The 21,744-nt window shown below is 61.7% G+C and carries 21 protein-coding genes; 11 read left to right on the plus strand and 10 right to left on the minus strand.

The features are described from left to right. The first annotated feature begins 29 nt into the window (after nucleotides 1-29). The 3 genes from AC1DLT_RS11540 to AC1DLT_RS11550 all read left to right on the plus strand — a co-directional run bounded on the left by AC1DLT_RS11540 (nucleotide 30) and on the right by AC1DLT_RS11550 (nucleotide 2,490). Nucleotides 30-1,457 (plus strand): aldehyde dehydrogenase family protein, encoded by a 1,428-nt coding sequence (locus AC1DLT_RS11540; protein ID WP_477486813.1) that lies wholly within the window; start codon nucleotides 30-32, stop codon nucleotides 1,455-1,457. Further along, nucleotides 1,447-1,839 carry a RidA family protein gene (locus AC1DLT_RS11545; RefSeq protein WP_477486814.1) on the plus strand — a complete coding sequence of 131 codons (393 nt, stop codon included), beginning with the start codon at nucleotides 1,447-1,449 and terminating at the stop codon, nucleotides 1,837-1,839. Before AC1DLT_RS11540 ends, AC1DLT_RS11545 begins: the two co-directional genes overlap by 11 nt. A gap of 222 nt (nucleotides 1,840-2,061) precedes the next feature. Beyond that, entirely contained in the window at nucleotides 2,062-2,490 is a 429-nt protein-coding gene (locus AC1DLT_RS11550) for a L,D-transpeptidase (RefSeq protein ID WP_477483200.1), read from the plus strand. Nucleotides 2,491-2,498: 8 nt separating this feature from the next. On the opposite strand, the gene AC1DLT_RS11555 is transcribed toward AC1DLT_RS11550, so the two are convergent. Next, complete coding sequence (locus AC1DLT_RS11555; RefSeq protein ID WP_038544669.1) at nucleotides 2,499-3,074, minus strand: transglycosylase SLT domain-containing protein; 576 nt, start codon at nucleotides 3,072-3,074, stop codon at nucleotides 2,499-2,501. A 54-nt stretch (nucleotides 3,075-3,128) separates the two neighbouring features. Then, nucleotides 3,129-4,328: a low temperature requirement protein A gene (locus AC1DLT_RS11560; protein WP_477486815.1), complete on the minus strand. Its 1,200-nt coding sequence runs from the start codon at nucleotides 4,326-4,328 to the stop codon at nucleotides 3,129-3,131. Nucleotides 4,329-4,435: 107 nt separating this feature from the next. On the opposite strand from AC1DLT_RS11560, the gene AC1DLT_RS11565 reads away from it, so the two are divergent. Both AC1DLT_RS11565 and AC1DLT_RS11570 read left to right on the plus strand, forming a co-directional pair. Further along, a complete protein-coding gene (locus AC1DLT_RS11565) occupies nucleotides 4,436-4,903 on the plus strand; it encodes a GNAT family N-acetyltransferase (RefSeq protein ID WP_477486816.1) in 468 nt (155 codons plus the stop codon). Beyond that, nucleotides 4,900-5,049 carry a hypothetical protein gene (locus tag AC1DLT_RS11570; protein ID WP_477486817.1) on the plus strand — a complete coding sequence of 50 codons (150 nt, stop codon included), beginning with the start codon at nucleotides 4,900-4,902 and terminating at the stop codon, nucleotides 5,047-5,049. Before AC1DLT_RS11565 ends, AC1DLT_RS11570 begins: the two co-directional genes overlap by 4 nt. On the opposite strand, the gene AC1DLT_RS11575 is transcribed toward AC1DLT_RS11570, so the two are convergent. From AC1DLT_RS11575 to AC1DLT_RS11600, 6 genes are all read right to left on the minus strand, one after another. Then, nucleotides 5,046-5,624, minus strand: a complete 579-nt coding sequence (locus AC1DLT_RS11575; protein WP_477486818.1) for an NAD(P)H-dependent oxidoreductase — start codon at nucleotides 5,622-5,624, stop codon at nucleotides 5,046-5,048. The two genes, AC1DLT_RS11570 and AC1DLT_RS11575, sit on opposite strands and share 4 nt — an antisense overlap. Then, nucleotides 5,624-7,030 carry an FAD-binding oxidoreductase gene (locus AC1DLT_RS11580; RefSeq protein ID WP_247137087.1) on the minus strand — a complete coding sequence of 469 codons (1,407 nt, stop codon included), beginning with the start codon at nucleotides 7,028-7,030 and terminating at the stop codon, nucleotides 5,624-5,626. The genes AC1DLT_RS11575 and AC1DLT_RS11580 overlap by 1 nt, the downstream gene beginning before the upstream one ends. A gap of 2 nt (nucleotides 7,031-7,032) precedes the next feature. Next, complete coding sequence (locus tag AC1DLT_RS11585) at nucleotides 7,033-8,343, minus strand: cytosine deaminase (RefSeq protein ID WP_408962383.1); 1,311 nt, start codon at nucleotides 8,341-8,343, stop codon at nucleotides 7,033-7,035. Beyond that, on the minus strand, nucleotides 8,343-9,182 hold the full coding sequence (locus tag AC1DLT_RS11590) for an ABC transporter permease (protein ID WP_046632217.1): 840 nt from the start codon (nucleotides 9,180-9,182) through the stop codon (nucleotides 8,343-8,345). Before AC1DLT_RS11590 ends, AC1DLT_RS11585 begins: the two co-directional genes overlap by 1 nt. Then, nucleotides 9,182-10,006 carry an ABC transporter ATP-binding protein gene (locus AC1DLT_RS11595; protein WP_477486819.1) on the minus strand — a complete coding sequence of 275 codons (825 nt, stop codon included), beginning with the start codon at nucleotides 10,004-10,006 and terminating at the stop codon, nucleotides 9,182-9,184. The genes AC1DLT_RS11590 and AC1DLT_RS11595 overlap by 1 nt, the downstream gene beginning before the upstream one ends. A gap of 95 nt (nucleotides 10,007-10,101) precedes the next feature. Next, nucleotides 10,102-11,118 carry an ABC transporter substrate-binding protein gene (locus AC1DLT_RS11600; RefSeq protein WP_038544656.1) on the minus strand — a complete coding sequence of 339 codons (1,017 nt, stop codon included), beginning with the start codon at nucleotides 11,116-11,118 and terminating at the stop codon, nucleotides 10,102-10,104. Nucleotides 11,119-11,309: 191 nt separating this feature from the next. Between AC1DLT_RS11600 and AC1DLT_RS11605 the strand changes: the two genes are divergently transcribed. Next, on the plus strand, nucleotides 11,310-12,281 hold the full coding sequence (locus AC1DLT_RS11605; protein WP_038544654.1) for a LysR family transcriptional regulator: 972 nt from the start codon (nucleotides 11,310-11,312) through the stop codon (nucleotides 12,279-12,281). Here the strand turns inward: AC1DLT_RS11605 and AC1DLT_RS11610 are convergent. Next, nucleotides 12,278-13,066 (minus strand): creatininase family protein, encoded by a 789-nt coding sequence (locus tag AC1DLT_RS11610; protein ID WP_477486820.1) that lies wholly within the window; start codon nucleotides 13,064-13,066, stop codon nucleotides 12,278-12,280. The two genes, AC1DLT_RS11605 and AC1DLT_RS11610, sit on opposite strands and share 4 nt — an antisense overlap. 249 nt (nucleotides 13,067-13,315) lie before the next feature. Here AC1DLT_RS11610 and AC1DLT_RS11615 point away from each other — a divergent pair, with 249 nt between their 5' ends. Together AC1DLT_RS11615 and AC1DLT_RS11620 are read left to right on the plus strand one after the other, a co-directional pair. After that, nucleotides 13,316-13,537 carry a hypothetical protein gene (locus AC1DLT_RS11615; RefSeq protein ID WP_477486821.1) on the plus strand — a complete coding sequence of 74 codons (222 nt, stop codon included), beginning with the start codon at nucleotides 13,316-13,318 and terminating at the stop codon, nucleotides 13,535-13,537. Nucleotides 13,538-13,875: 338 nt separating this feature from the next. Then, nucleotides 13,876-16,050, plus strand: coding sequence for a methyl-accepting chemotaxis protein (locus tag AC1DLT_RS11620; RefSeq protein WP_477486822.1), 2,175 nt, complete (start codon nucleotides 13,876-13,878; stop codon nucleotides 16,048-16,050). Between the two features lie 113 nt (nucleotides 16,051-16,163). On the opposite strand, the gene AC1DLT_RS11625 is transcribed toward AC1DLT_RS11620, so the two are convergent. Further along, entirely contained in the window at nucleotides 16,164-17,054 is an 891-nt protein-coding gene (locus AC1DLT_RS11625; RefSeq protein WP_477486823.1) for a DMT family transporter, read from the minus strand. Between the two features lie 289 nt (nucleotides 17,055-17,343). Here AC1DLT_RS11625 and AC1DLT_RS11630 point away from each other — a divergent pair, with 289 nt between their 5' ends. The 3 genes from AC1DLT_RS11630 (at nucleotide 17,344) to AC1DLT_RS11640 (ending at nucleotide 21,740) form a co-directional block, all read left to right on the plus strand. Then, nucleotides 17,344-18,642, plus strand: coding sequence for an adenylosuccinate synthase (locus tag AC1DLT_RS11630; RefSeq protein WP_038544646.1), 1,299 nt, complete (start codon nucleotides 17,344-17,346; stop codon nucleotides 18,640-18,642). Between the two features lie 59 nt (nucleotides 18,643-18,701). After that, on the plus strand, nucleotides 18,702-21,389 hold the full coding sequence (locus tag AC1DLT_RS11635) for a hypothetical protein (protein WP_477486824.1): 2,688 nt from the start codon (nucleotides 18,702-18,704) through the stop codon (nucleotides 21,387-21,389). Between the two features lie 72 nt (nucleotides 21,390-21,461). Next, nucleotides 21,462-21,740 carry a type II toxin-antitoxin system RelE/ParE family toxin gene (locus AC1DLT_RS11640; RefSeq protein ID WP_258719030.1) on the plus strand — a complete coding sequence of 93 codons (279 nt, stop codon included), beginning with the start codon at nucleotides 21,462-21,464 and terminating at the stop codon, nucleotides 21,738-21,740. Nucleotides 21,741-21,744: the final 4 nt, after the last annotated feature.

The following is a 21,744-nucleotide window of genomic DNA, read 5'->3' on the forward strand; positions in this document are numbered from 1 at the left end:
TCACGTTTCTGGCTGCCCGGAGGTCTCCCATGAGTAACCACCTGAAATTCTTCATCGACGGTGTCTGGGTGGGGCCGGCCATTCCGGTTGCTCTGGATGTCATCGACCCATCCACCGAAGAGGCCTATACGCGCATCGCGCTCGGCTCCAAGGCGGATGTGGACAAGGCCGTTGCGGCAGCCAAGGCTGCTTTCCCGGCCTTCTCACAATGGTCGAAGGAGGAGCGGCTGGCGTTGCTCCGTCGGATTCTTGTCGAATACGAAAAGCGCTACGAGGATATCGCGCAAGCCGTTTCCCAGGAAATGGGTGCGCCGATCGGCTTTGCGAGGGACGCGCAGGCCGCTGCCGGGCAGGGGCATCTCAAGGCGACGATCGAGGCGTTCGAAGCCTACGAATTCACGGAGACGCGCGGTACGACGACCATCGTGAAAGAGCCGATCGGCGTTTGCGCGCTGATCACGCCGTGGAACTGGCCGCTCAACCAGATCGTCTGCAAGGTGGCACCGGCGATCGCCGCCGGCTGCACCATGGTGCTCAAACCCTCCGAGATCGCGCCGATCAGCGGCATCATCTTTGCAGAAGTGATGGAGGCAGCGGGTGCGCCGAAGGGCGTCTTCAACCTCGTCAACGGCACCGGACCGGACGTGGGCCAAGTGATGGCCGGCCATCCGGATGTCGACATGGTGTCCTTCACCGGCTCCACCCGCGCCGGCGTGATCGTCGCCAAAACCGCCGCCGATACCGTGAAGCGGGTGGCGCAGGAACTCGGCGGCAAGTCCCCCAACATCATCCTGTCCGATGCGGAATTCGAAAAGGCGGTGGCGGACGGCGTGACCACCTGCTTTGGCAATTCCGGCCAATCCTGCGATGCGCCGACCCGCATGCTGGTGCCGGCCAAACGCCATGACGAGGCGCTTCAAATTGCGAAGGCTGCGGCCGAGAAACTGAAGACCGGCGATCCGCGCGCCGACGGCATCGATCTCGGCCCGGTGGTCAGCCAGACCCAGTTCGACAAGATACAGCGGCTGATCGAGGCGGGCATCGCGGAAGGTGCGACGCTGGTCACCGGCGGCCCCGGCCGGCCGGAAAACCTCAACCGCGGCTATTATATCCGCCCGACCGTGTTCGGAAACGTCAGCAACGACATGACCATCGCGCGAGAGGAGATCTTCGGGCCGGTGCTGTCCATCCTCCCTTACGAGACGGAGGAGCAGGCGATCGAGATCGCCAACGACACGCCCTATGGATTGGCGGCCTATGTCCAGTCCGGCGATCTCGGCCATGCCCGCAAGGTGGCGGCGCGCCTACGCGCCGGCTCGGTGTTCATCAATTATCCCGAATGGGATCTCTTCGCGCCCTTCGGCGGCTTCAAGCAATCCGGCAACGGCCGCGAATATGCCGACTGGGCCATCCACGACTTCCTCGAAATCAAGGGTATCGTTGGTTATGGCGTTTAAGACCTTCAATCCTCCCTCCGTCCGCAAGCCGTTCGGCGGCTACAATCACGGCCTGCTGGTGCCGCCAGGCGCGAGCCTGCTGGTCACCTCCGGCCAGCTCGGCATTTCGCCGGAAGACAGGATCCCGCCGGATGTGGCGGGCCAAGCCGAACTTTGCTTCAAGGCGATCGGCGCGATCCTCGAAGAGGCGGGCATGACCTATGCGGACGTCATCCGCATTTCCGGCTTCGTCACCAGCCGGGAGGATTTTCCGGCCTATATGGCGGTGCGCGACCGCTATACGCTCGACCCGAAACCGGCCTCGACGCTGATCGTCGTCGGCGGCTTTACCCGGGCCGAATTCCTGGTGGAAGTGGAAGTGACGGCGGCGAAGGTGTTCTGACGCCGCCTTCAAATAAATAAAGGATTTGTACCTTTGATGTCGAGCATGATCGCTCTAGACGGATTTATTTTTTATTGATCACGTGATTGTTTCTATTGGGAAGCCAAGTGCCGGATTTTTTCATTTGCAGAAAAATCACGGCCACTCTTTAAATATTCCTTGAGCTGATTGGGGTATCAGTGAGCCGTGGGGTTCTGATCAAGGTTATTCGGGGGTTTTTCCATGCGTCCTGTTGTAATGGGTGCCTTAGCACTTCTGTCTGCGCAATTTCTCGCGCCCGCTGCCTTTTCCGCAGGTCTCGTTGCCAGCGTCAGCCTGTCGTCGCAGACCATGACTGTCGAGCGTGACGGCGTCGTGGTTTACGAATGGAAGGTCTCGACCGCTCGGCCAGGTTATTCGACGCCGACAGGAAACTGGGGCGCCAAGTCGTTGTCCAGGAACCATCGTTCGCGCAAATACGACAACGCGCCGATGCCGTTTGCGGTGTTCTATAACGGCGGTTATGCCGTGCACGCCACCTTCGAGACAAGGCGGCTCGGCCGTCCGGCCTCGCATGGCTGCATCCGCCTGCATCCCGAAAACGCCGCGACATTCTTCACGCTCACCAGCCAATACGGCCTGTCGAACACGCGCATCGTCGTCAGCCGCTGAGTTACGGCTCAGTAGCCGCAGCTCCTCAGCTGCGCTTCGTATTTGGCGGCCATGCCGGCGGATTTCTGCGCGGTCTGCTTGACCCCGTTGCCGAATTCGCCGCGCGCATATCCTGCCTGGCCGGTGTAGTAGGCGAGGTAGAGATTATAGCTGTCGGTGAGTGGAATGCCGTTCTTGAGATGGCTGCGGTTGTGATACCAGCCGACGAAATGAACAGCATCGCCGAAATCGGTGCGGCTGGCGCTCCAGCGGCCAGTATCCTGCTTGTAGGTCAGCCAGGTGCCGTCGAGCGCCTGGGCGTAACCATAGGCCGTCGAGGCGCGCGTCCACGGGATGAAGCCGAGCAGTTTGGTGCGCGGCGGCCGGGCATAGGGCTGGAAGCCCGATTCCACATAGATCGTCGCCATCAGGATCGGCACGGGCACGCCGAATTCCCGCTCGGCCTTCTTGGCGTCGCGCGCCCAGTTGTTGAACAGCCCGTCGCGCTGCTCGAAGATCGCGCAGGCATTGGTGACCCGGCTCGGCGCAGACGCGCAGGCAGACAGGGACACGGTCAGGAGGGCGATGAAAAACGCAATACGCATCGCTTAATCTCTCGGTTTCCAGAGATTAATAACCGGTAAAATTTAAGGAAAAGTTTAGTGGCCGGGATGAGATGTTGGTGACGCTAAATGGGCGCGTCCGGCAAACAGGTTTCGCACGATGACGCCGAGCGCGGTCGCCGCCGCAATGCCTTCGAGCCCAAGCCCGATTGCCGGCGCAAGCAGCGTCAGAACCGCAAACACCGCGAGCGTGAAGCGTGCTGGGCCTATGCAGACATACCGGTCGCGCACGAACCACAGGCTCGCCAGATAGATCGCGACCGGGATCGCCACTGCATAATCTCCGACGAGGATGGAGACTTCGGAATGGTGGGTGATGATGTCGACAAGCACGGCAAAACCGGCGCCAACGGCGGCTCCCGAGGTGAAGATGAAGAAATGGCCGTAGCCCCAGAGAAGCGAGCGCCTCAAATGATGGCTGCCCAGTTGTTCCTCGCGGGCGAAATAGACCCACCAGAGTGAAAAGACGATGACCAGCGCCGAAAGCGCCGTATGCACCAGCATGATGTTGACCTCGCCGGCGAACTGGCGAAGTGCGGTCGAACCGGCGAGCAGCGTCTCGCCGAGGACGATGATGTTGAGCAGGCCGTAACGTTCGACGATGTGGTGGCGATGCCAGGGCGTGTTGGCGGTCAGCCGTTCGGCGACGGCGGGCACCGCAAGTTCAAGAACTACGGCGAGTGCCCAGAGGATATAGGATACGCCGAAGGTGAGGGGCTGCAGAAAGAGGAAGCTCAGCCAGAGAAGCTGGACGAGGAAGATCCCGATCGCATAACCGAGCGCAGTGGGCCGGCAGCCCGGGTCGTGATAGGCCGCGCGCAGCCACAGGATGATCATGGCGATGCGCATGACGGCGTAGCCATAGATCACCAGCGTGAAATCCGGTGCCACGGTAAAGAGAGCCGGAATGCCGGCGGCAATCGTCAGCGAGCCACCCATCAGCACCATGGTCAGCAACCGATAGACGACGTCGTCATTGTCATAGGCAGACGAGAACCAGGTGAAGTTCATCCAGGCCCACCAGATGGCGAAGAAGGCCATGATGAAGGTCATCACCCCCTGCGCCGCATGATTTTCGGCAATCGCATGATGCAGGCCGGCAGCGGCGGATGCGATCGCGATCACCGACACGAGGTCGAACAGCAGTTCGAGCGGCGTTGCGACCCGGTGATGCTCGTTCGGATCACGAGGATGCAAGGGACGCAGGATAGTGGCGAGTGGTGAAGCCTCAGTCATTTTCTGCCAGTCCCTCAGCATGAAGATTCGCGATCGAGGAAAATAGCGCAAAAAAGCATGTTCAAGTAAAGAGTGGCGGGCGATATCGCGATGATCGAGGACTTGGGATGCGTGACGTTCTTGAGACGGAAAGGCTGATATTGCGGGAGATCGGGAAATCCGACCTGCCGATCTTGTTCCGCATCTTCGGCGATGCCGAGAGCATGCGCTTTTATCCGCGCGCCAAGAGCCTCGAAGAGACCGAAGCATGGTTCGAAAAGCTTGCTTTCCGGAGTTATGCGGAAAACGGTTTCGGTCTCTGGGGTATCGTAGAGAAGGCAACCGGCGAGCTGATCGGTGATTGCGGCATTACCCTTCAGCCGACGCCCAACGGCTTGGAGCCGGAGATCGGTTATCATCTCCGGCGCGAATGGCTCGGTCGTGGTTATGCCGCCGAGGCGGCCGCTGCCTGCCGTGATTTTGGTCTCGGCGGCCTCGGTTTCGAGCGGATCGTCTCGATCGTCAGCCCGGAAAATATACCGTCGCTCCGGTTGCGGCGAGGATCCATCAGCGGTGGGAAATCTATCGGACGGTGACGGCGGCTGGGGCGCAGGTGGATCGGTTTCTGTTCATCTCCGAGCGGAATACGCCGGACGCAGACGAACCGGATGCGGCCACGCGGGTCGCAATGGTCGAGGCGGCGGCTCTTCTGGTAATGCGCCGCCGCGAAACGGAGGGCTAGAACCGCTCCATCTCGCGCCGGACCTTGTCGAGGAACGCAGCGCGTGTCTCCGGCGTGCAGTTGTTCATGTCGTAATGGGCCAGAAACGTTACCGGCCGGGCAGGGTTGGTCTGCACCCGCAGCACGCGTTTCGACAGCTTTCGCGGCGGGTCGCCGGCGAGGAAGGCGCGCCAGCGGGTGGCGCCGTAGGTGGTGACCACCGCCACTTTTTCGATATGCAGCTTTCGCGTCAGCTTGCCGTCCTTCAACTCGAAGGTGATACCCGGCAGCCAGACACGATCGAAATAACCCTTCAGCATGGCCGGCCAGCCGAAATTCCAGACCGGGGTGACGATCACCAGTCCTTCCGCCGCCTGCAGACGGTCGACATAGGGTTTCACCAGCGACAGGTTGTTCGGATAGTCGTGATAGGTCATCCGGTCATGGCGGGACATGACCGGATCGAAACCTTCGGCATAGAGGTTGCAGTCATCCACCTCATGGCCGGCCTTCAGAAGGCTTTCGCGTGCCTGCCTGTGCAGCGCTGCGCCATAACTTTCCTCGACCGGATGCGAATGGACGAGCAGGACACGCATCAGCCACCTGCTGCGGCAAGGCCCGGGAAGAGGTAGTTCTTGCCGGCCGAGAAATCGAAATCGGGATTGTCCCAGGCGATCATCTTGCCGGGGTTGAGGAGGCCCTTGGGATCGGTCTCCTTCTTGAAGGCGAGCTGGACGATATCCGTCTGTTTCATGCCGCCTTCTTCCAGCGTATAGCGGTGGGGGTTGAAGATCGGGCAGCCGTTGTCGCGATGGATCTGCATGATCTCCTCCAGCCGCTCCCTGGTCGTGTAACGGACGAGAGGAAGGCCGGAGCACTGCATGCGGCCGTCGAACTTGATGAATTCCAGATGGCCCGGCACCTCGTCGCCGAACAGTTTCGTCATCTTCTCGACCTTGGCGACATGATCCGGTCCCGGATACTGGACCTGCAGATAGGTGAAGCCGGGATCGACTTTCAGGGCACGCAGCGTCGTGTGGTTCCAGGCAAGTTCGTAGGCATGCGGAATGCCTTTCATGCTTTCCACCTTGTCGGAGCGGAACAGGATCTCGCCCTTCTGGCGCTCGGCAAAGGCGGTGAATGCGTCGATCGAATGCGGCGCGATCATCAGCACGACGATCGACTGGTTGCGGTCGCGCAGGAACGGCTTGTGTCGCGGGAAATAGTCGTAGGGGATCGGTGCGGCGATCGGGGCGATTTCCTTGATCAGCAGGCCGTTCTTGTGAGCCAGCGCATCGCCGAAGCGCACTGCGTCCATGAAGTCGTCGTAACCGACCAGCACGTCCACCCAGTCATAGGCAGGCGCCAGCGGCATCTCGACCTCGACGATGATGCCGTTGGTGCCATAGGCGTGGGTCACCTTCTGCAGGTCCCAGGCGGTGAGGTCGAGCACGCGCGGCTCGGCTTCCATGGTGACGACGCGCAGCCGCAGGATATTGCCGAGGTCGCGCAAACCGCCCCAGTGGATCGAGCCAACGCCGCCGGAACCGCCGGCAACGAAACCGCCGATCGTCGCGGTCTGGGCGGTGGAGGGATGGAAGCGCAGTTCCTGGCCGGAATGCGCTTTTGTCTGCCGGTCGAGTTCGGCGATCACGATGCCGGGCTCGGCGATGACGCGGCCCGGATGGATTTCCTTGACCTTGTTCATGTTGATGAGGTTGAGCACGATACCGCCGGAGAGCGGCATGGCCTGGCCGTAATTGCCGGTGCCTGCACCGCGCGGGGTCACCGGCACGCCATGCGCATAGGCCACCTTCAACACCCGGATCACCTCTTCCTCGCTTTTCGGCGAGACGACGAGATCGGCGGTGACGCTCTCGAGTTCTTCCTTGAGGATCGGCGAGTACCAGTAGAAATCGCGGCTCTTCTGGCGCACCAGCGCCGGATTGTCCTCGACCGCGAGGCCTTCGAGTTCTTTCTTGATCTGTGCGTAATCCGGCATGTTCACTTGTCCAAAATCGGGTCCAGGTCACGGTAATCCGGCAGGCGACGGTCGATGCCCATGCCATTCCGCATCACGATGCGGTCGGCCTGCGGACGGGAAAGGAATTCGCTCCAGCGCCTTGCGCTGAACAGCACGAGATCGGCGGGGCCACCTTCGGCAATGACGCCGATATCCGGCCGCCCAAGGATTTCGGCGGGCGTCAAGGTGACGACGCGGGCGGATGTGTCGAGCGGGTGGTCGAGATGCAGGATGCGGACCGCCTCGCGGAACACTTCGACCGGGTCCATGTCGCCATAGGCGTAGAACGGGTCGCGGGTATTGTCGGAGGAGACGGCGGTCTTCACGCCGGCAGCCGCCAGTTCGTGGAACAGCGTGACGCCGCGCCAACGGGGCGTGCGGCCGGCATGGCGGTCCTGCAGGTACATGTTGCACATCGGCAGCGAGACGACCGAGATGTCGGCTTTGGCCACCTTGTCGATGACGCGGCTTGCGGTCTCGTCGTCCTGCCGGGCCAGTGAGCAGCAATGGCCGACGGTCACCGAGCCTTCGAAACGGTTGCGGAGTTTTGCCTCGGCAATGGCCTCCAGGGTGAGGACCTGCTTGTCTTCCGTCTCGTCCACATGCAGGTCGATGTCGAGGCCGTTGTCGGCGGCCGCCTCGAAGAGCGTGTCGAGGATCCGTTCGAAATCCGGCAGAATGCGGGTGGCGCCGCCGAGTAGTCCGCCATAACGCCTCGCCGTCGCGACGATGCCGCCGAAGACGCTTTCGTCGAGCACGCATTCCAGCGGCAGCAGGGCGACTGCCTGCAGCGCAATCCTATCCTTCCATTCGGCGCGAAGCTCGTCGAACAACGGAAAGGAGATATCCGGCTGCGGTGGGATCGAATCCAGATGGGTGCGGATGAGCTTGGTGCCGTGGGCATAGGCGCTTTTCAACGAGAATTCGAAGCGGGCGCGGATGTCTTCGGCCGTCCAGTTGGCGATCCGGTCCTCGCGCACATTCATCAATGCGCCTTCGAACGTGCCGTCCGGGTTGGGGCGTCGGTCCCAGAAATGGCCCTTATCGAGATGGGTGTGCATGTCGACAAAGCAGGGCCAGATCATGCCGCCGCGCATGTCCGCAGTCACCAGATCGGCGGGTGCGGAACCCCTTGGCAGGATCGCTTCGATCTTCCCGTCCGCGATGACGAGATCGGCCTCTACGAGCCCATCCCTTACGATAGCCGACAGGCCTTTGACGAGAACCGCCGGCAGCGTTGCATTGGTGAGCGCGAAACGGCGGGCGTCGGGAAGCGTCATGAAGGCAGTCATCAGTTTTCTCTTTTCAGGCTGCTTTCATGCCAGCGGTGCAGGAAAAACCAGGAGATGAAGGAGGTGATCGCAAAAATCACCACGCCGAGCAGCGACAACAAAATCAATGCCGCAAACAGGCGCGGAATGTTGAGGCGATACTGGGATTCCAGCAGCCGGAAGGCAAGGCCCGAACCGGCGCCCGCCGAGCCTGCCGCGAACTCCGCAACGACCGCCGCGATCAGTGCCAGGCCACCGCCGATCCTCAAACCCGTCATGAAATAGGGCAGCGAGGAGGGGAGCTTCAAGTAGAGCAGCGTCTGCCAGCGCGAGGCCCCGTAGAGATCGAAGAGGTTGAGCAGGTTGTGATCGACGCTCTTCAGGCCCTGGACCATGTTCGACAGGATCGGGAAGAAGGCGACGAGGAAGGCGCAGATCAAAAGCGCCACCTGGGTCGTCGGGGCATAGATCAGGATCAGCGGCGCGATCGCCACGATCGGCGTTACCTGCAGGATGACCGTGATCGGATAGAAGGCGGTCTCGATCCATTTCGACTGGATGAGAAAGACGGCAATGCCGACGCCGCCGATCAGCGCCAGCGCCAGCGCCTGCATGGTGATCTGCGTCGTCACCCACAGGGCCGGGGAGAGCGTGCCCCAGTCGTTGTAGAGCGAGTTCGCGACCGCCAGCGGACCCGGCAGGATGTATTGCGGGATGCTGTTGACGGTGATGATGAACTGCCAGAGGAGGACGAGGCAGACCACCACGCAGATCGGGACGAGGGTGCGCAGCAGCGTATCGCGGTTGCGGCTGAGGAAGCCCGGCTTTGGCGGCACGAGGGCGGTATCGGTGTCGGCCATCAATGTTCCTCCCCGCCGATTGCTTCGATGAGCATGGTCGAGACCTTTTCGCAGGCCTGGCGGTATTCTTCCGAGGTGCGGTAACGTGCATCGCGCTCGAGGCTCGTCACCAGCGGGAAATCCGCATGCACCCGGCCGGGTCGCGCCTTCATCACCACAATGCGGTTGGAAAGATAGGCGGACTCGAATACGGAATGGGTGACGAAGATCACCGTGATGCCGGTCTCGCGCCACAGACGCAGCACGTCGTCGTTGAGTTTCTGGCGGGTGATTTCGTCGAGCGCCGCAAAGGGCTCGTCCATCAAARGCAGCTTCGGTTTGGTCACCAGCGCGCGGGCGATCGAGACGCGCATCTTCATGCCGCCGGACAGTTCGCGCGGATAGGCGTCGGCGAAGTCCTGGAGACCGACGGTCGCCAGCGTCTTCATGATTTCGTCACGAGCGGCGGATTTGGAAACACCGCGCAGTTTCAGCGGCAGGTAGACATTTCCGAACACCGTCTGCCACGGCATCAGCGTCGGCTCCTGGAAGACGAAGGAGATGTCGCCTTCCGGCAGGCCCTTGGAATTGATGCGGGAGCTCGGCCAGTCGATCGTGCCGGTCGAGACGTCGCCGAGGCCGGCAATGATGCGCAGTGCCGTCGATTTGCCGCAGCCGGACGGCCCGAGCAGGCTGACGAACTCGCCGCCCTCGACCGTCAGCGACATATCTGAAAGCGCCAGCGTGCCGCTGGAGAACATTTTCGAGACGGAGCGCATGACGACCAGCGGGCGTCTGCGTGTCTCCCCGGGGGCGGGTATCAGCGGGGCTTGGGACATGCTCATTACGGGCCTTGAACTTCGTCGGGATAGGGCGGCAATTCCCTCTTTCCCGTGGCAGGCACAGCAAAGAGGGAATGAACCATTGCGCTCTTCCGAGACTATTTTTTCAGCGCCATGCCGACGCCCTTGCAGACGAACTTGGTCGAATAAGCCTTCTTGTAATCAAGGTCGGCCGGTTCGACGCCGATCGAGACCATGGACTCGAAGAACTTCTTGTAGCGCTCGTCGGTGATGCAGCCGATGCCCTTGGTTTCGGCGTCGCCGGAAACCACGATGCCGTATTCCTTCATCTTGGCGATGGAATAGGCGATCTGGCCATCCGTCATTTCCGGATTGTCCTTCTTGATCAAGTCGTTAGCGGCTTTGTTGTCACCATAGAGATAAGTGTACCAGCCTTCGAGTGAGGCATCGACAAAACGCTGCACGACATCGGATTTCTTGTCGATCATCGTCTGCGTGGTGGTGATCATCGTCGAATAGGGGCCGTAACCGGCATCGGCGATCAGGAACACTTTCGGCGTCCAGCCGGCCTGCTTTCCGATCTCATAGGGTTCGGAGGTCAGGTAACCCTGCTGTGCGGAAGCCTTGTCGGCGATGAAGGGGGCAGGGTTGAACGTGTAGGGCTTGAACTGCTCGTCCTTGAAGCCTTTGAAGTTCTTCTTCATCCACTCGAAATAGGTGGTGTAGCCTTCCTTGCCCATGAAGATGGTCTTCATCTTGGCCAGGTCCGCGAAGGTCTCGACACCGGCATCGGGATGGGCGAGCAGGACCTGCGGGTCCTTCTGGAAGATCGAGGCGACACTGACCAGCGGGATGCCCTGCTTGACGGCATCCATGTCGCCGAGCGGACCGCCCATGTAGAAATCGACCTTGCCGGCGATCAGAAGCGCGCGGTTGGCGGCATTCGGCCCGCCCTGCACGATCTTCACCTTGAGGCCATGCTTTTCATAGGTGCCGTCGGCGACCGCCTGGTAGAAGCCACCATGTTCGGCCTGAGCGAGCCAGTTGGTGCCGTAAGAGACTTCGTCGAGAGCTGCAGCCGGCTGAGCGGCGAGCGCCATCGCCGAAAGGCCGAGCGCGGCCAGAAAACTCTTCATCATCAATGATTTGGACATGTCGCTTTGTTCCCCTGTTAAACCGTGCGGCATCGTGAGAGCAGCTTATGATGGACATTTGTACGGTTGCGTTGCTCTTTGAAAAGCATCAAAATTCGTTCACATTGATGCCTTTAGGGCAGCGCTCGAATTTTAACCTGCCAAATTGTGGTGCATGATCAAAAAACATGCAATGAGGGGCTTCGGAGAAAATGCTGCACTCGCGAAAACTTCAATATATCGACGAGATCGCCCGTTGCGGGTCGATCCGCAAGGCGGCGGCCCGGCTGAACGTCGCGTCGTCGGCGATCAACCGACAGATTCTGGCCCTGGAGGAAGAGTTCGGGGCGCCGCTCTTCGAGCGGATGCCGCGTGGGCTGAAGCTGACCGCAGCTGGCGAGCTCTGTATCGAGCATATCCGGGAGGTGCTGAAGACCTATGAGCGGATGGAAGCGCGGATCCGCGGTCTCAAGATGCCGCAGGCCGGCAAGGTGACACTGGTCTCGACCGTCGGGCTCGCCGCAGGGCCGCTCCCCGAGATCATAGCCCGCTTCGTCGCGCAGCATCCGCGCGTGCGGGTTCATCTGCGCAATGACGGGCCGTCGAACACGATGCAGCCGGTGATTACGGGGGAGGTGGATTTCGGGCTTGGCTTCAACATCCCGGCGACGCCCGGCATTCGGACACTTGCCAATTTCGACATACCGATCGGCGTGGTGATGCCGCCAGGGCATCGGCTGGCGGTGGAAGAGGGGCCGGTCGATCTTGCGGATGTCGTGCAGGAACCGCTGGTGCTTGCACAGTCGGGCACCAGTTTGCGCAACATCATCAACCTGGCGCTATCGCCGCTGTCGATCGCGGTGGAGCCGCTGGTGGAAAGCAATGCCTCCGAAATGCTGAAGAAGCTGGTTAAGGCGGGCACCGGCCTGACACTGCTCAATCCGCTCGACGTGCTGTCGGAATGCCGTCGCGGCGAGTTGATCTTCCGGCCGATCGCCAACCCGCACGCGCGCCACCAGCCGATGAAGCTTTTCGCCCGTGCGCGCACGACGCTCGATACGGCGACCAGTCTGTTCGTGGAATTCCTGCTGTCGGAGCTTGCCGCGATGGTCGCCGAGCTGCAGGCCAAGGGCCATCTGCCGCTCCAGCCGCATGGCCGGGACGCGCAGCGCGACGAGGGTTAGCGGGAATAAAGTTCGTCGAGCGGGAATGTTTCGAATTCCCGCAGCATCTCGATGAAGCCCGCGACCTGATGGCGGCAGATAGCCGCGCCTTTTTCGGCGGTGCCCTTCGAGGCGTCGCCGACGACGCCGTGGGGGTTCAGGTCATGGGCCACCCAGGACAGCACGTGCGGGGGGGCAGGCTGCATGTATTTCGAGCGGCTTTCCGCCTTGGAGACGAAGTTCTGCGCGTTCTCCATCCGCACCAGTTCGGGGCGGAAATGTAACATCAGCGAGGTTTCGACTTCGCCGCCATGGATACCGTATTTCTGCTCGTGCTCGCTGATCAGGCCGGGCGGATTGCCGAAGCGGCCCCATTGCGTGCCGATCACCGCCATCTTGTAACGGACGCGCAGCTCGCGGCCGACGATGCTCATGATATCGACATTGCCGCCATGCGAATTGACGAAGACGAGCTTCTTCACGCCTGCTTCCGCCACCTTGGCGCCGATCGCGGTCCAGGCGGGGATCAGGATCTCCGGGCCGAAGGACAGCGAGCCGGGGCCGTAGACGTGTTCGTTCGCCTTGCCGATCTCCTGGGTTGGCAGAACGAGGAAATCGAGGTCTTCGGGGCGCTGCGTCTTCAATTCGGCCAGCATGCCGTTGGCGATTGCCACATCGGTTGCGATTGGTAGGTGAGGACCGTGCTGCTCGGTGGAAGCGATCGGCAGGATGGCGATGGTCTTTTCAGGCGAAAGGCCGGCGAAATCGAGTGTGTTGAGTTCGTTCCAGTAAAATGGCTTGCCCATGTTATCCTGCCTTTCTGCATCTCGTTTTTGAGGGGTAGGAGATCGGGCACATCTCGAAAAGCATCAATTTCCGCCTAGTCTGCTGCCTTTTTGAGTGCACTGTTTCGAGCCTTCTGTGCCAAGTCGGGAAAAAAGCTGATTTCACTAAAATTGCATCTTTCGGTTTAAGCGGCCCGAAATAGCGTCTGAATAGGATGAAGCCATTCAAGAAACGGCATCCAAGCCGTCCGAAGAAAAGGGTGCAGAGCCATGATCAAGAAGCTCATTATCTCCGCAATCGTCCTGACGGCGCTTATTGTCGGCAAGGAATCGCGGGCAGCGGGTGTCGGCGGTTTCGCTCGTGTGCTGTCCGAGAATGTGGCAACCGAACGCCATGAAGGCGCGATGAAAGATAGATTGCTGTCCGGCGATCAGGCGCAGAGCCCGATCCGTGAACGTCCTGCGGTCATTCCGACCTATCGTCATATCTGATCCGGAGCGACTCTCCTCGCTCCCGTCCGTTGCAGCACGACGGACCGGCCCGCCTTCCTTCCATGGGGAGGCGGGTTTTCGCCATTCGGCAATTGCGATGCTTCAGGTTTGCAAAATGATTCCGCAGGCTTCCGGAACGCGTTGTATTTAATTGAATATTTAACGTTCTACGCGAGGTTAGGCCATCTTTCCCGTCCAAGTCCGGAAAGCCGCCGAACCAGCCAACCCCGCGGCGGTTGTTGAAATAAGGAGCGATGCAGGTGCGGATTTCGATCAAGCATACTTTGATATTGGCTTTTGTTGTCTTGAGCCTCGGCATTTTGGGTCTCGTGGGCAAAATGCTGTCTCAGGAGATAGACCGCTACCGGAACTCCACCCGGCTCTCGGAACTAGCACAGCTCGACGAAGCACTTTTCAATGCGTTGATCGGACTACGCGGCGAGCGCGGCGGCATATCTTCGGCCATCAAAATGGAACCTGCCGAGGTCGCGTCCAGCCGCAAGAACATGGATACCGGCCGCGAGTCGATGGACAAGGCCTTCTCGGCGGTAAAGACCCTGACCGCCAACGTCGAACAGCTGAGCCTGCGCAACACGATCTCTCCCGTCCTCAACGCCTACATGCAGTGGGCGGGTTATCGTGCGACTGTCGACACCGCGCTGATGCAGGCGGTCAAGGATCGCGATCCGGCACTCGGCAAGGCCGTGCTCGGACTTGCCGATACGATGCTGGCCGATCTCGAAAAGGCCGCCAATCAGGTCGAGGCCACCATCAATGCGCGCGGGCCGGGGATGATCATGTTCACACAGATCCGCTCCCTTGCCTGGACGGCGCGCACGCAGCTCGGCACTGCCAACTCCACCTTCGTCAGCGCCCTGATTGCCAAGCAGCCGCTTGCCGCTGACAAGCTGACGGAAATCGCGGTTCAGGATGCACGCGTGGCAACCGCATGGGATGTCATCACCCAGCTTTCCAATGCAGAGACGACGCCGGAAAAGATCAAGACGCTCTATCGAACGGCACAAACGACCTATTTTGCCGGACCTTATGCCGAACAGCGCACTGGCGCCCTGAAGGCGTTTCAAGCCGGCAAGCCCTTCGATATGGCGGTCGACGACTGGCGCAAGCCCGCCGCGCCCGCACAGGCTTCGATTGCCGATATGGCCTCCGCCGCGCTCGACGAGATGACGAGGCTGACGGCGGAGGAGGTTGCTTCCGCAAAGCAGTCCATCACCATCTACAGCGTTGCGACCCTCATCGCTTTTGCGCTTTCGCTTCTCGGCATCTACACGGTCATCGTGCGGATCGCCAACCCGATCAGCCGGTTGACGGGTGTGATGCGCACGCTCGCCGGCGGCGACCTTTCCGTCGAAATCCCGGGTGCTGCTCGCACCGACGAGATCGGCGACATGGCACGCGCGGTGGAAATCTTCCGCGAGGCAGCGCAGCAGAACCGCCAGCTCGAGGCGGATGCGGAAAGCTCACGCAAGGCGGCGGAAGCCGAACGCGCCGAATTCCAGCGCAGGGCAGAGTCCGAAGCCGAGGAACGGCTGACCCAAGCCACCTCGGAACTCGCCTCCGGCCTGCAGCGTCTTGCCGCCGGCGATCTGCTGTGTGAGATCGACAGGCAATTTTCCGCGCAGTTCGAATCCTTGCGTCATGACTTCAACAGCTCGGTCCGTCAGTTGCGCACCGCGCTCGAAGGCGTGAACCTGACCGCCCAGGGTGTTCGCAGCGGCAGCGACGAAATCTCGACTGCTTCCGACCAGCTTTCGAAGCGCACGGAACAGCAGGCCGCATCGCTGGAGCAGACGGCGGCGGCGCTGGAAGAAGTGACCACCAACGTGAAGCAGACGTCCGAAAGGGCGAGCGAAGCACGAGAAATCGTCCGCGATGCGAGCTCCCGCGCCCAGAGCTCCAGCACGGTCGTCTCCAATGCGGTTAATGCGATGCAGAAGATCGAGATGGCGTCGAACCAGATCAGCCAGATCATCGGCGTCATCGACGAGATCGCGTTCCAGACAAACCTGCTGGCCCTCAACGCAGGCGTGGAAGCCGCCCGCGCAGGCGAGGCGGGCAAGGGATTTGCAGTCGTTGCCCAGGAAGTCCGCGAACTGGCGCAGCGCTCGGCCAAGGCCGCCAAGGAGATCAAGACGCTGATCGGCAATTCCGAAGCCGCCGTCAACCAGGGCGTGGTTCTCGTCAACGATACCGGCGACGGTCTCAAGGAGATCGCCAAGCTTGTCGCGGCGGTCAACCAGCATATGGAGGCGATCGCCATCGCGGCAAACGAGCAGGCGTTAGGCCTTTCGGAAATCAACACGTCCGTGAACCACATGGACCAGATGACCCAGCAGAACGCCGCCATGGTCGAAGAAATGAATGCGGCCGGCGCTACTCTGGCGCAGGAAAGCAGCCGCCTTTCCGAACTGCTGGCGCGCTTCGAAGTGAGCCGAAACAACGGGCGCGATCAGCGATCGTTCGCTCCCGGACGGCTGGCCATGGCCAGCTAAGGAAGCGCGCCCGACATGCCGCCTGGTGCCTTTGCAGGCGAGGGGGCATCGATCGAGGCTCTGAAAACCGCCGGCTCGTTTGCAAGAGCCGGCGGTTTACTTTTCCAGCAAGACTACCGGTCCAGGTGGGGTTTCCCCCATTCGGCGATGGCGATGCCGCCGAGTGCGAGCGCCAGCGCGACGATATGGAAAAGCTGCAGGCTCTCGCCGATGATGGCGACCGAGAGCAATGTGCCGAACACCGGCACGAGATTGATGAACAGCCCGGCCCGGTTGCCGCCGATCTCCTCGACGCCCTTGATGTAGAGCACCTGCGCGATCAGCGAGGCGAAGATGCCCGTATAGAGCACCACGACCCAGCCTTTCGCATCCGGCCAAATCACGCGATCGGCCGAATATTCCCAGAATACCAGCGGCAGCGAGAAGACCATTGCGAAGAAAGCCGGGACCGCCATCAGCGTTCGCCAGTCGATCTTCGGGCGCCATCTGAGCGCCACCGTGTAGATTGCATAGGCAACGACGGCGATCATCATGATCGCGTCACCGAAGTTGACGGTCAGCGTCACCAAAGCGCTCAGATCGCCGTGGATGGCGGTGATGATGCCGCCGAAAAGCGTCAGGGTGAAGCCGAGGATCTGCGCCCAGGAGACCTTCATCCGGAACAGGGCGAAGTTGATGACGAAGATCAGCATCGGGATGACCGCCTGCTCGACCGTCACGTTGATCGCCGTCGTGTAGTTGACGGCGGTATAGAGCGCGCCGTTGAAGACGACATAACCGACGACGCCGAGGAAGAGGAGAATCGGCAGGTTCTTCCTGACGACCGGCCAGTCCTTGATGAGCTGCGGCACAGAGATAGCGAAGATGATGGCGACGGCGAAAAACCAGCGCCAGAAGGTCAGCATCATCGGGCTCACATGGCCGACGGCGAGCTTGCCCGCTACCGCATTGCCGCCCCAGGCCAGGGTTGCAATGACGAGCGAGAGATAGGCCTTTTTATGCAAGATGGTCTCCGGCGCCGAAAATGACGGTGGTTTCAGGGGTAACGGCCCGGGAAATAGCGTGCGGTCCACGCTTTTGTCACGTAAAAACCACGGCCGAGTGACAAACAGGTCGCTTTCCGTCTGACGAGGCCTTATAGATGCGGCCGTTTGCAATGCCTCTGAGCAGGTTCCATCCGCCAAAGGCAGTGCATGCAAAATCAAATTGGCGCATCGACCGTATATCAATATTGATCTACGGAAGGTGCGCGTGTGGTCGCGTGGGGCTTTGCCCGCAATACAGGAAACGCAGATGACGAACGTAGTCGTGGTTGGTTCGCAATGGGGTGACGAAGGCAAGGGCAAGATCGTCGATTGGCTTTCTGAACGTGCCGATATCGTGGTGCGTTTCCAGGGCGGTCACAATGCGGGCCATACGCTCGTCATCGACGGCATCAGCTATAAGCTTTCGCTGCTGCCCTCGGGCATCGTCCGTCCCGGCAAGATCGCCGTGATCGGCAATGGCGTTGTCCTCGACCCGCATGCGCTGCTGGCCGAAATCGAAAAGCTGGGCGCGCAGGGCGTCAAGGTCACGCCTGAGAACCTGCGCGTCGCCGATAACGCCACGCTGATTCTGTCGCTGCACCGCGAGCTCGACGGCATGCGCGAAGATGCCGCCTCCAACAGCGGCACCAAGATCGGCACGACCCGCCGCGGCATCGGCCCGGCATATGAAGACAAGGTCGGCCGCCGCGCGATCCGCGTCATGGACCTTGCCGACATGGAGACGCTGCCGGGCAAGGTCGATCGTATTCTCACCCACCATAACGCGTTGCGCCGGGGTCTCGGAGAGAAGGAAGTTTCGCACGAGGCGATCATGCAGGAATTGACCTCGATCGCCGACCGTGTGCTACCCTTCCGGGAAACCGTCTGGGAACTGCTCGACAAGCAGCGCCGCAAGGGCGCGCGCATCCTCTTCGAAGGTGCCCAGGGCTCGCTGCTCGATATCGACCACGGAACCTATCCGTTCGTCACTTCGTCGAACACGGTTGCCGGCCAGGCGTCTGCCGGTTCCGGCATGGGGCCGGGCTCGCTCGGCTATATCCTCGGCATCACCAAGGCCTATACGACCCGAGTCGGTGAAGGCCCGTTCCCGACCGAGCTCAAGGACGAGATCGGCCAGTTCCTTGGCGAGAAGGGTCATGAATTCGGCACTGTGACCGGCCGCAAGCGCCGTTGCGGCTGGTTCGACGCAGCGCTCGTGCGCCAATCAGTTGCCACCAACGGCATCACCGGCATCGCGCTCACCAAGCTCGACGTGCTCGATGGTCTCGACGAGCTGAAGATCTGCGTCGGCTACATGCTCGACGGCGAGCAGATCGACCATCTTCCGGCAAGCCAGGGCGCCCAGGCTCGCGTCGAGCCGATCTATGTCACCCTCGAAGGCTGGAAGGAATCGACGGTCGGGGCACGTTCCTGGGCGGATCTGCCAGCCCAGGCGATCAAATATGTCCGCCAGGTCGAGGAATTGATCGGTGCGCCGGTTGCCCTACTTTCCACCAGCCCGGAGCGGGACGACACCATACTTGTGACCGACCCGTTTGAAGATTAAAGTCAAGAATTGATTACCATTCGGCCGGCCTTCGGGCCGGCTTACATGAGAAAGTGCTGATGGCTGATTTTGTAGCGGTGATCCGCCGCGCCGTTGACGGTCTGGCGAACAATACGCCGGAGATGCGTGCGAAGGTTTATGAAAAGGCTCGTGGCGCCGTCCAGCGGCAACTCGAGAACATGAAGCCGCGTCCGCCTGAAGACATGCTGCGGCGGCAGCTCGACAAGCTCGAAGCCGCTATTGTCGACGTCGAGAGCGAACATGCCGAAGCGCTGGGACCGATAGCCGACGACGCAACTGCTGTGGATGCCCAGCCGGCCGAGGGGGCGCCTCCCGTCGAGCGGGTTTCCGAGTACCAGGACGACCAGCAGTCCGCTGCCGAACCGGCTCAGGTGCCGGAAAACCATGAGCCGGCAGAGACGCCGGCCGCATCCGAATCAGCCCCCGTCGTTCGCGCAGAGCGGCCCGTCTTTTACGAAGACGGTTATGAAGAGCCGGGACAAGCCGTCGTTCAGGCCGAGCCCGCCGAGCCGGAGCCGGTTGCGCAAGAACCCGCCTACGTTGAGCCTCCGGTCTCCGAGCCGGCCGTCCTCCACGAGGAGGAAGAAGCAGCGGCAGTTGCCGATCAGCAGGAGCCCGCCGTCCAGCAATATGGCGATTGGCGGGACGACGTACCGTCGGAAGCGCCGTCATCCGAAACTCACCCTTACGATCATATCGAACAGGCGCCCGAGGCTTCGCAGGCTTTCGACGAGAGCACGATCGAGTTTCCGACGGCGGCACCGCTGCCGGCGTCCGAGCCGGTTGTGCCGGAACCGGTCAATGCCGAATCGGTGGCCGCCGAACCGGTCGATACCATTGAGAACGATGCCGCCGGGAACGAAACGCCCGAGGACGATTTCCCCTATCCGACGCGTGGCGACCAGACCGTTCAGCAGGGCGCTCCCGAGTTCGTGGAGTCATGGCACAGCGAACCGCATCCGTTCGAAGATCAGCATCCGGTCGAGGACCGGATGGAGGTCGAGCAGCCAGCCGAGGAGCATCAGCCGCCGGAACCGGCCAAGCCGGTAGACGAGGATTGGGGCTGGGAGGTGCCGGCTCCGGCCGAGCCGCCGGCGCCGAGCCCGCAAACGGTCGCTGCCGCGGCATGGAACGATGTGCCCGAACTGGTCACGGCCGGTCCTGTCGAACCGATTGGCCATGGTCACGGAACCGCAGCCCCGGCCGCGGCCCATTTCGATCCGGAGACCCACGTGGCGGCCGCTTATGTCCGCATGCCGTCGGTCGCCGATGTGCCCGAACTCGCGCAGCAAAAGGGTACGGCAGCGTCAGCAGAGGGGGACGAGGCTGCCGGGATCGATCCATTCGCCGAATACCTTGACCAGCAGCAGCCCCAGAAGGCCACTGCCGCGCCTGCGAAACCGGTCGAAAACGATCCGTGGGGTGATCTCGAGGAACTGATCGGCTTCAACAAGGACACGTCGTCCTCTTCAGGCGGCGGCGCGCGCAGTACGCTTCACACCGACGCGGATGCGGACGACCTGATGCATGCGCCGGCAAGGCCTTATCGGGTCACCCCGGTGCGCAAGCGTAACTATGCCGGGATCGTGCTGGCGATCGTCGGCCTGGCGCTTGTCGGCGGCGGTGGTTATGCAATCTGGCTGAACCGCGACTCGCTGAACGACATGGTCGATGGCCTGATCCAGTCGAGCCTGCCGGGAAGCCAGACAGCGCAGCAGACGCGTACGCCGGCACCCGCGCCCGCCACACCGCAGCCCAACCGCAGCACCCCTTCGACACCTTCCACCCCGGCAACGCCGTCCCCGAACGGTGCGGCCAATACGCAGGCACCTGCGACGCCCCGCGCCGCGGACGGATCGGCGGCCGGGACCAAATTCACGCAGCGGCTGATGGCCGACGGAAGCGAGGTCGATGCGGGACCGGGCGTCACCGCCGGCCTGGCGCAGAATGCCGAAGGGCAGTCGGTAGCCCAGCTCAACGCGCCGCCCGCCAATCCTCCGGCGCAGCCAGCGCCCACTCCGAGTGCGCCGGCCGCGGCTCCGCGGGCTCCGAATGGCAGCACCAGCGCGGCACCGGCTCAAACGCCACCGGCGGTGCCCACGCCGAATAACGTCGCCCCGCCCGCCAGCACCCCGCCGGCGAACCCGGCGGAGGCTCCGGCGCTCGCAGGCCAAAAAATGTTCCTCTACGAGGAGCGGATCGGCCAGACGGCACCGACGGCCATCGACGGCACGGTGTCCTGGTCGCTTCAACGCGAAGCCGGTGCGAACGGCCGGCAGGAGCCTGTCGTTCAGGGACGGATCAACGTGCCGGGCAGGGGACTGACGGCGCTGATGACCTTCAAGCGCAATAGCGACCCGTCGCTGCCGGCAAGTCACCTGATCGAGATCGTCTTCGCCGTGCCGCCGGATTTCGAAGGCGGCGCGATCGAAAGCGTGCAGCGCATCGCCATGAAGTCGAGCGAGCAGGATCGCGGCAACGCACTGATCGCGGTGCCTGCCAAGATCACCGACGATTTCCACATGATCGCACTCAACGATTTCCCGGACGCACGCTCGACCAATCTGGAACTCCTGCGCAACCGCAACTGGATCGACATTCCGATAGCCTATCGCAATGGGCGCCGTGCGCTGCTGACGCTCCAGAAGGGGCCGGACGGCGAACGCGCTTTCAACGATGCTATCCGCGAATGGGGCACGCTCGGAGCGACCGCCAGCGGACAGTGACCGAGGCACGGCACTTTGAAGCCTAATGGTGGTGATGATTGACGGACTACGCCGAGCGTAGTACGTTTTGTCATGATCAAATCGTGGGTCAATAGTTCAACCCGTCGCTTTGCCGAGGAAGGCAAAGCCAAGTTTTCGGGGATGAACGAAGAGGCCGCGATCGAGTTGTTGGCGGCGCTCCACGCAGCCTCGTCCCTGAACGATCTCAGTCCACTGAAATCGGTCGGCCTTCATAAGCTTTCCGGAAATCGCTCAGGACAGTGGGCAATGACGATCAACGGGCCGTGGCGGATCTGTTTCACGTTCAGGGATGGAGATGCCTGGGACGTGGAAATCGTCGACTATCATTAGGAAG

Source organism: Neorhizobium sp. 05N33, assembly GCF_056397445.1.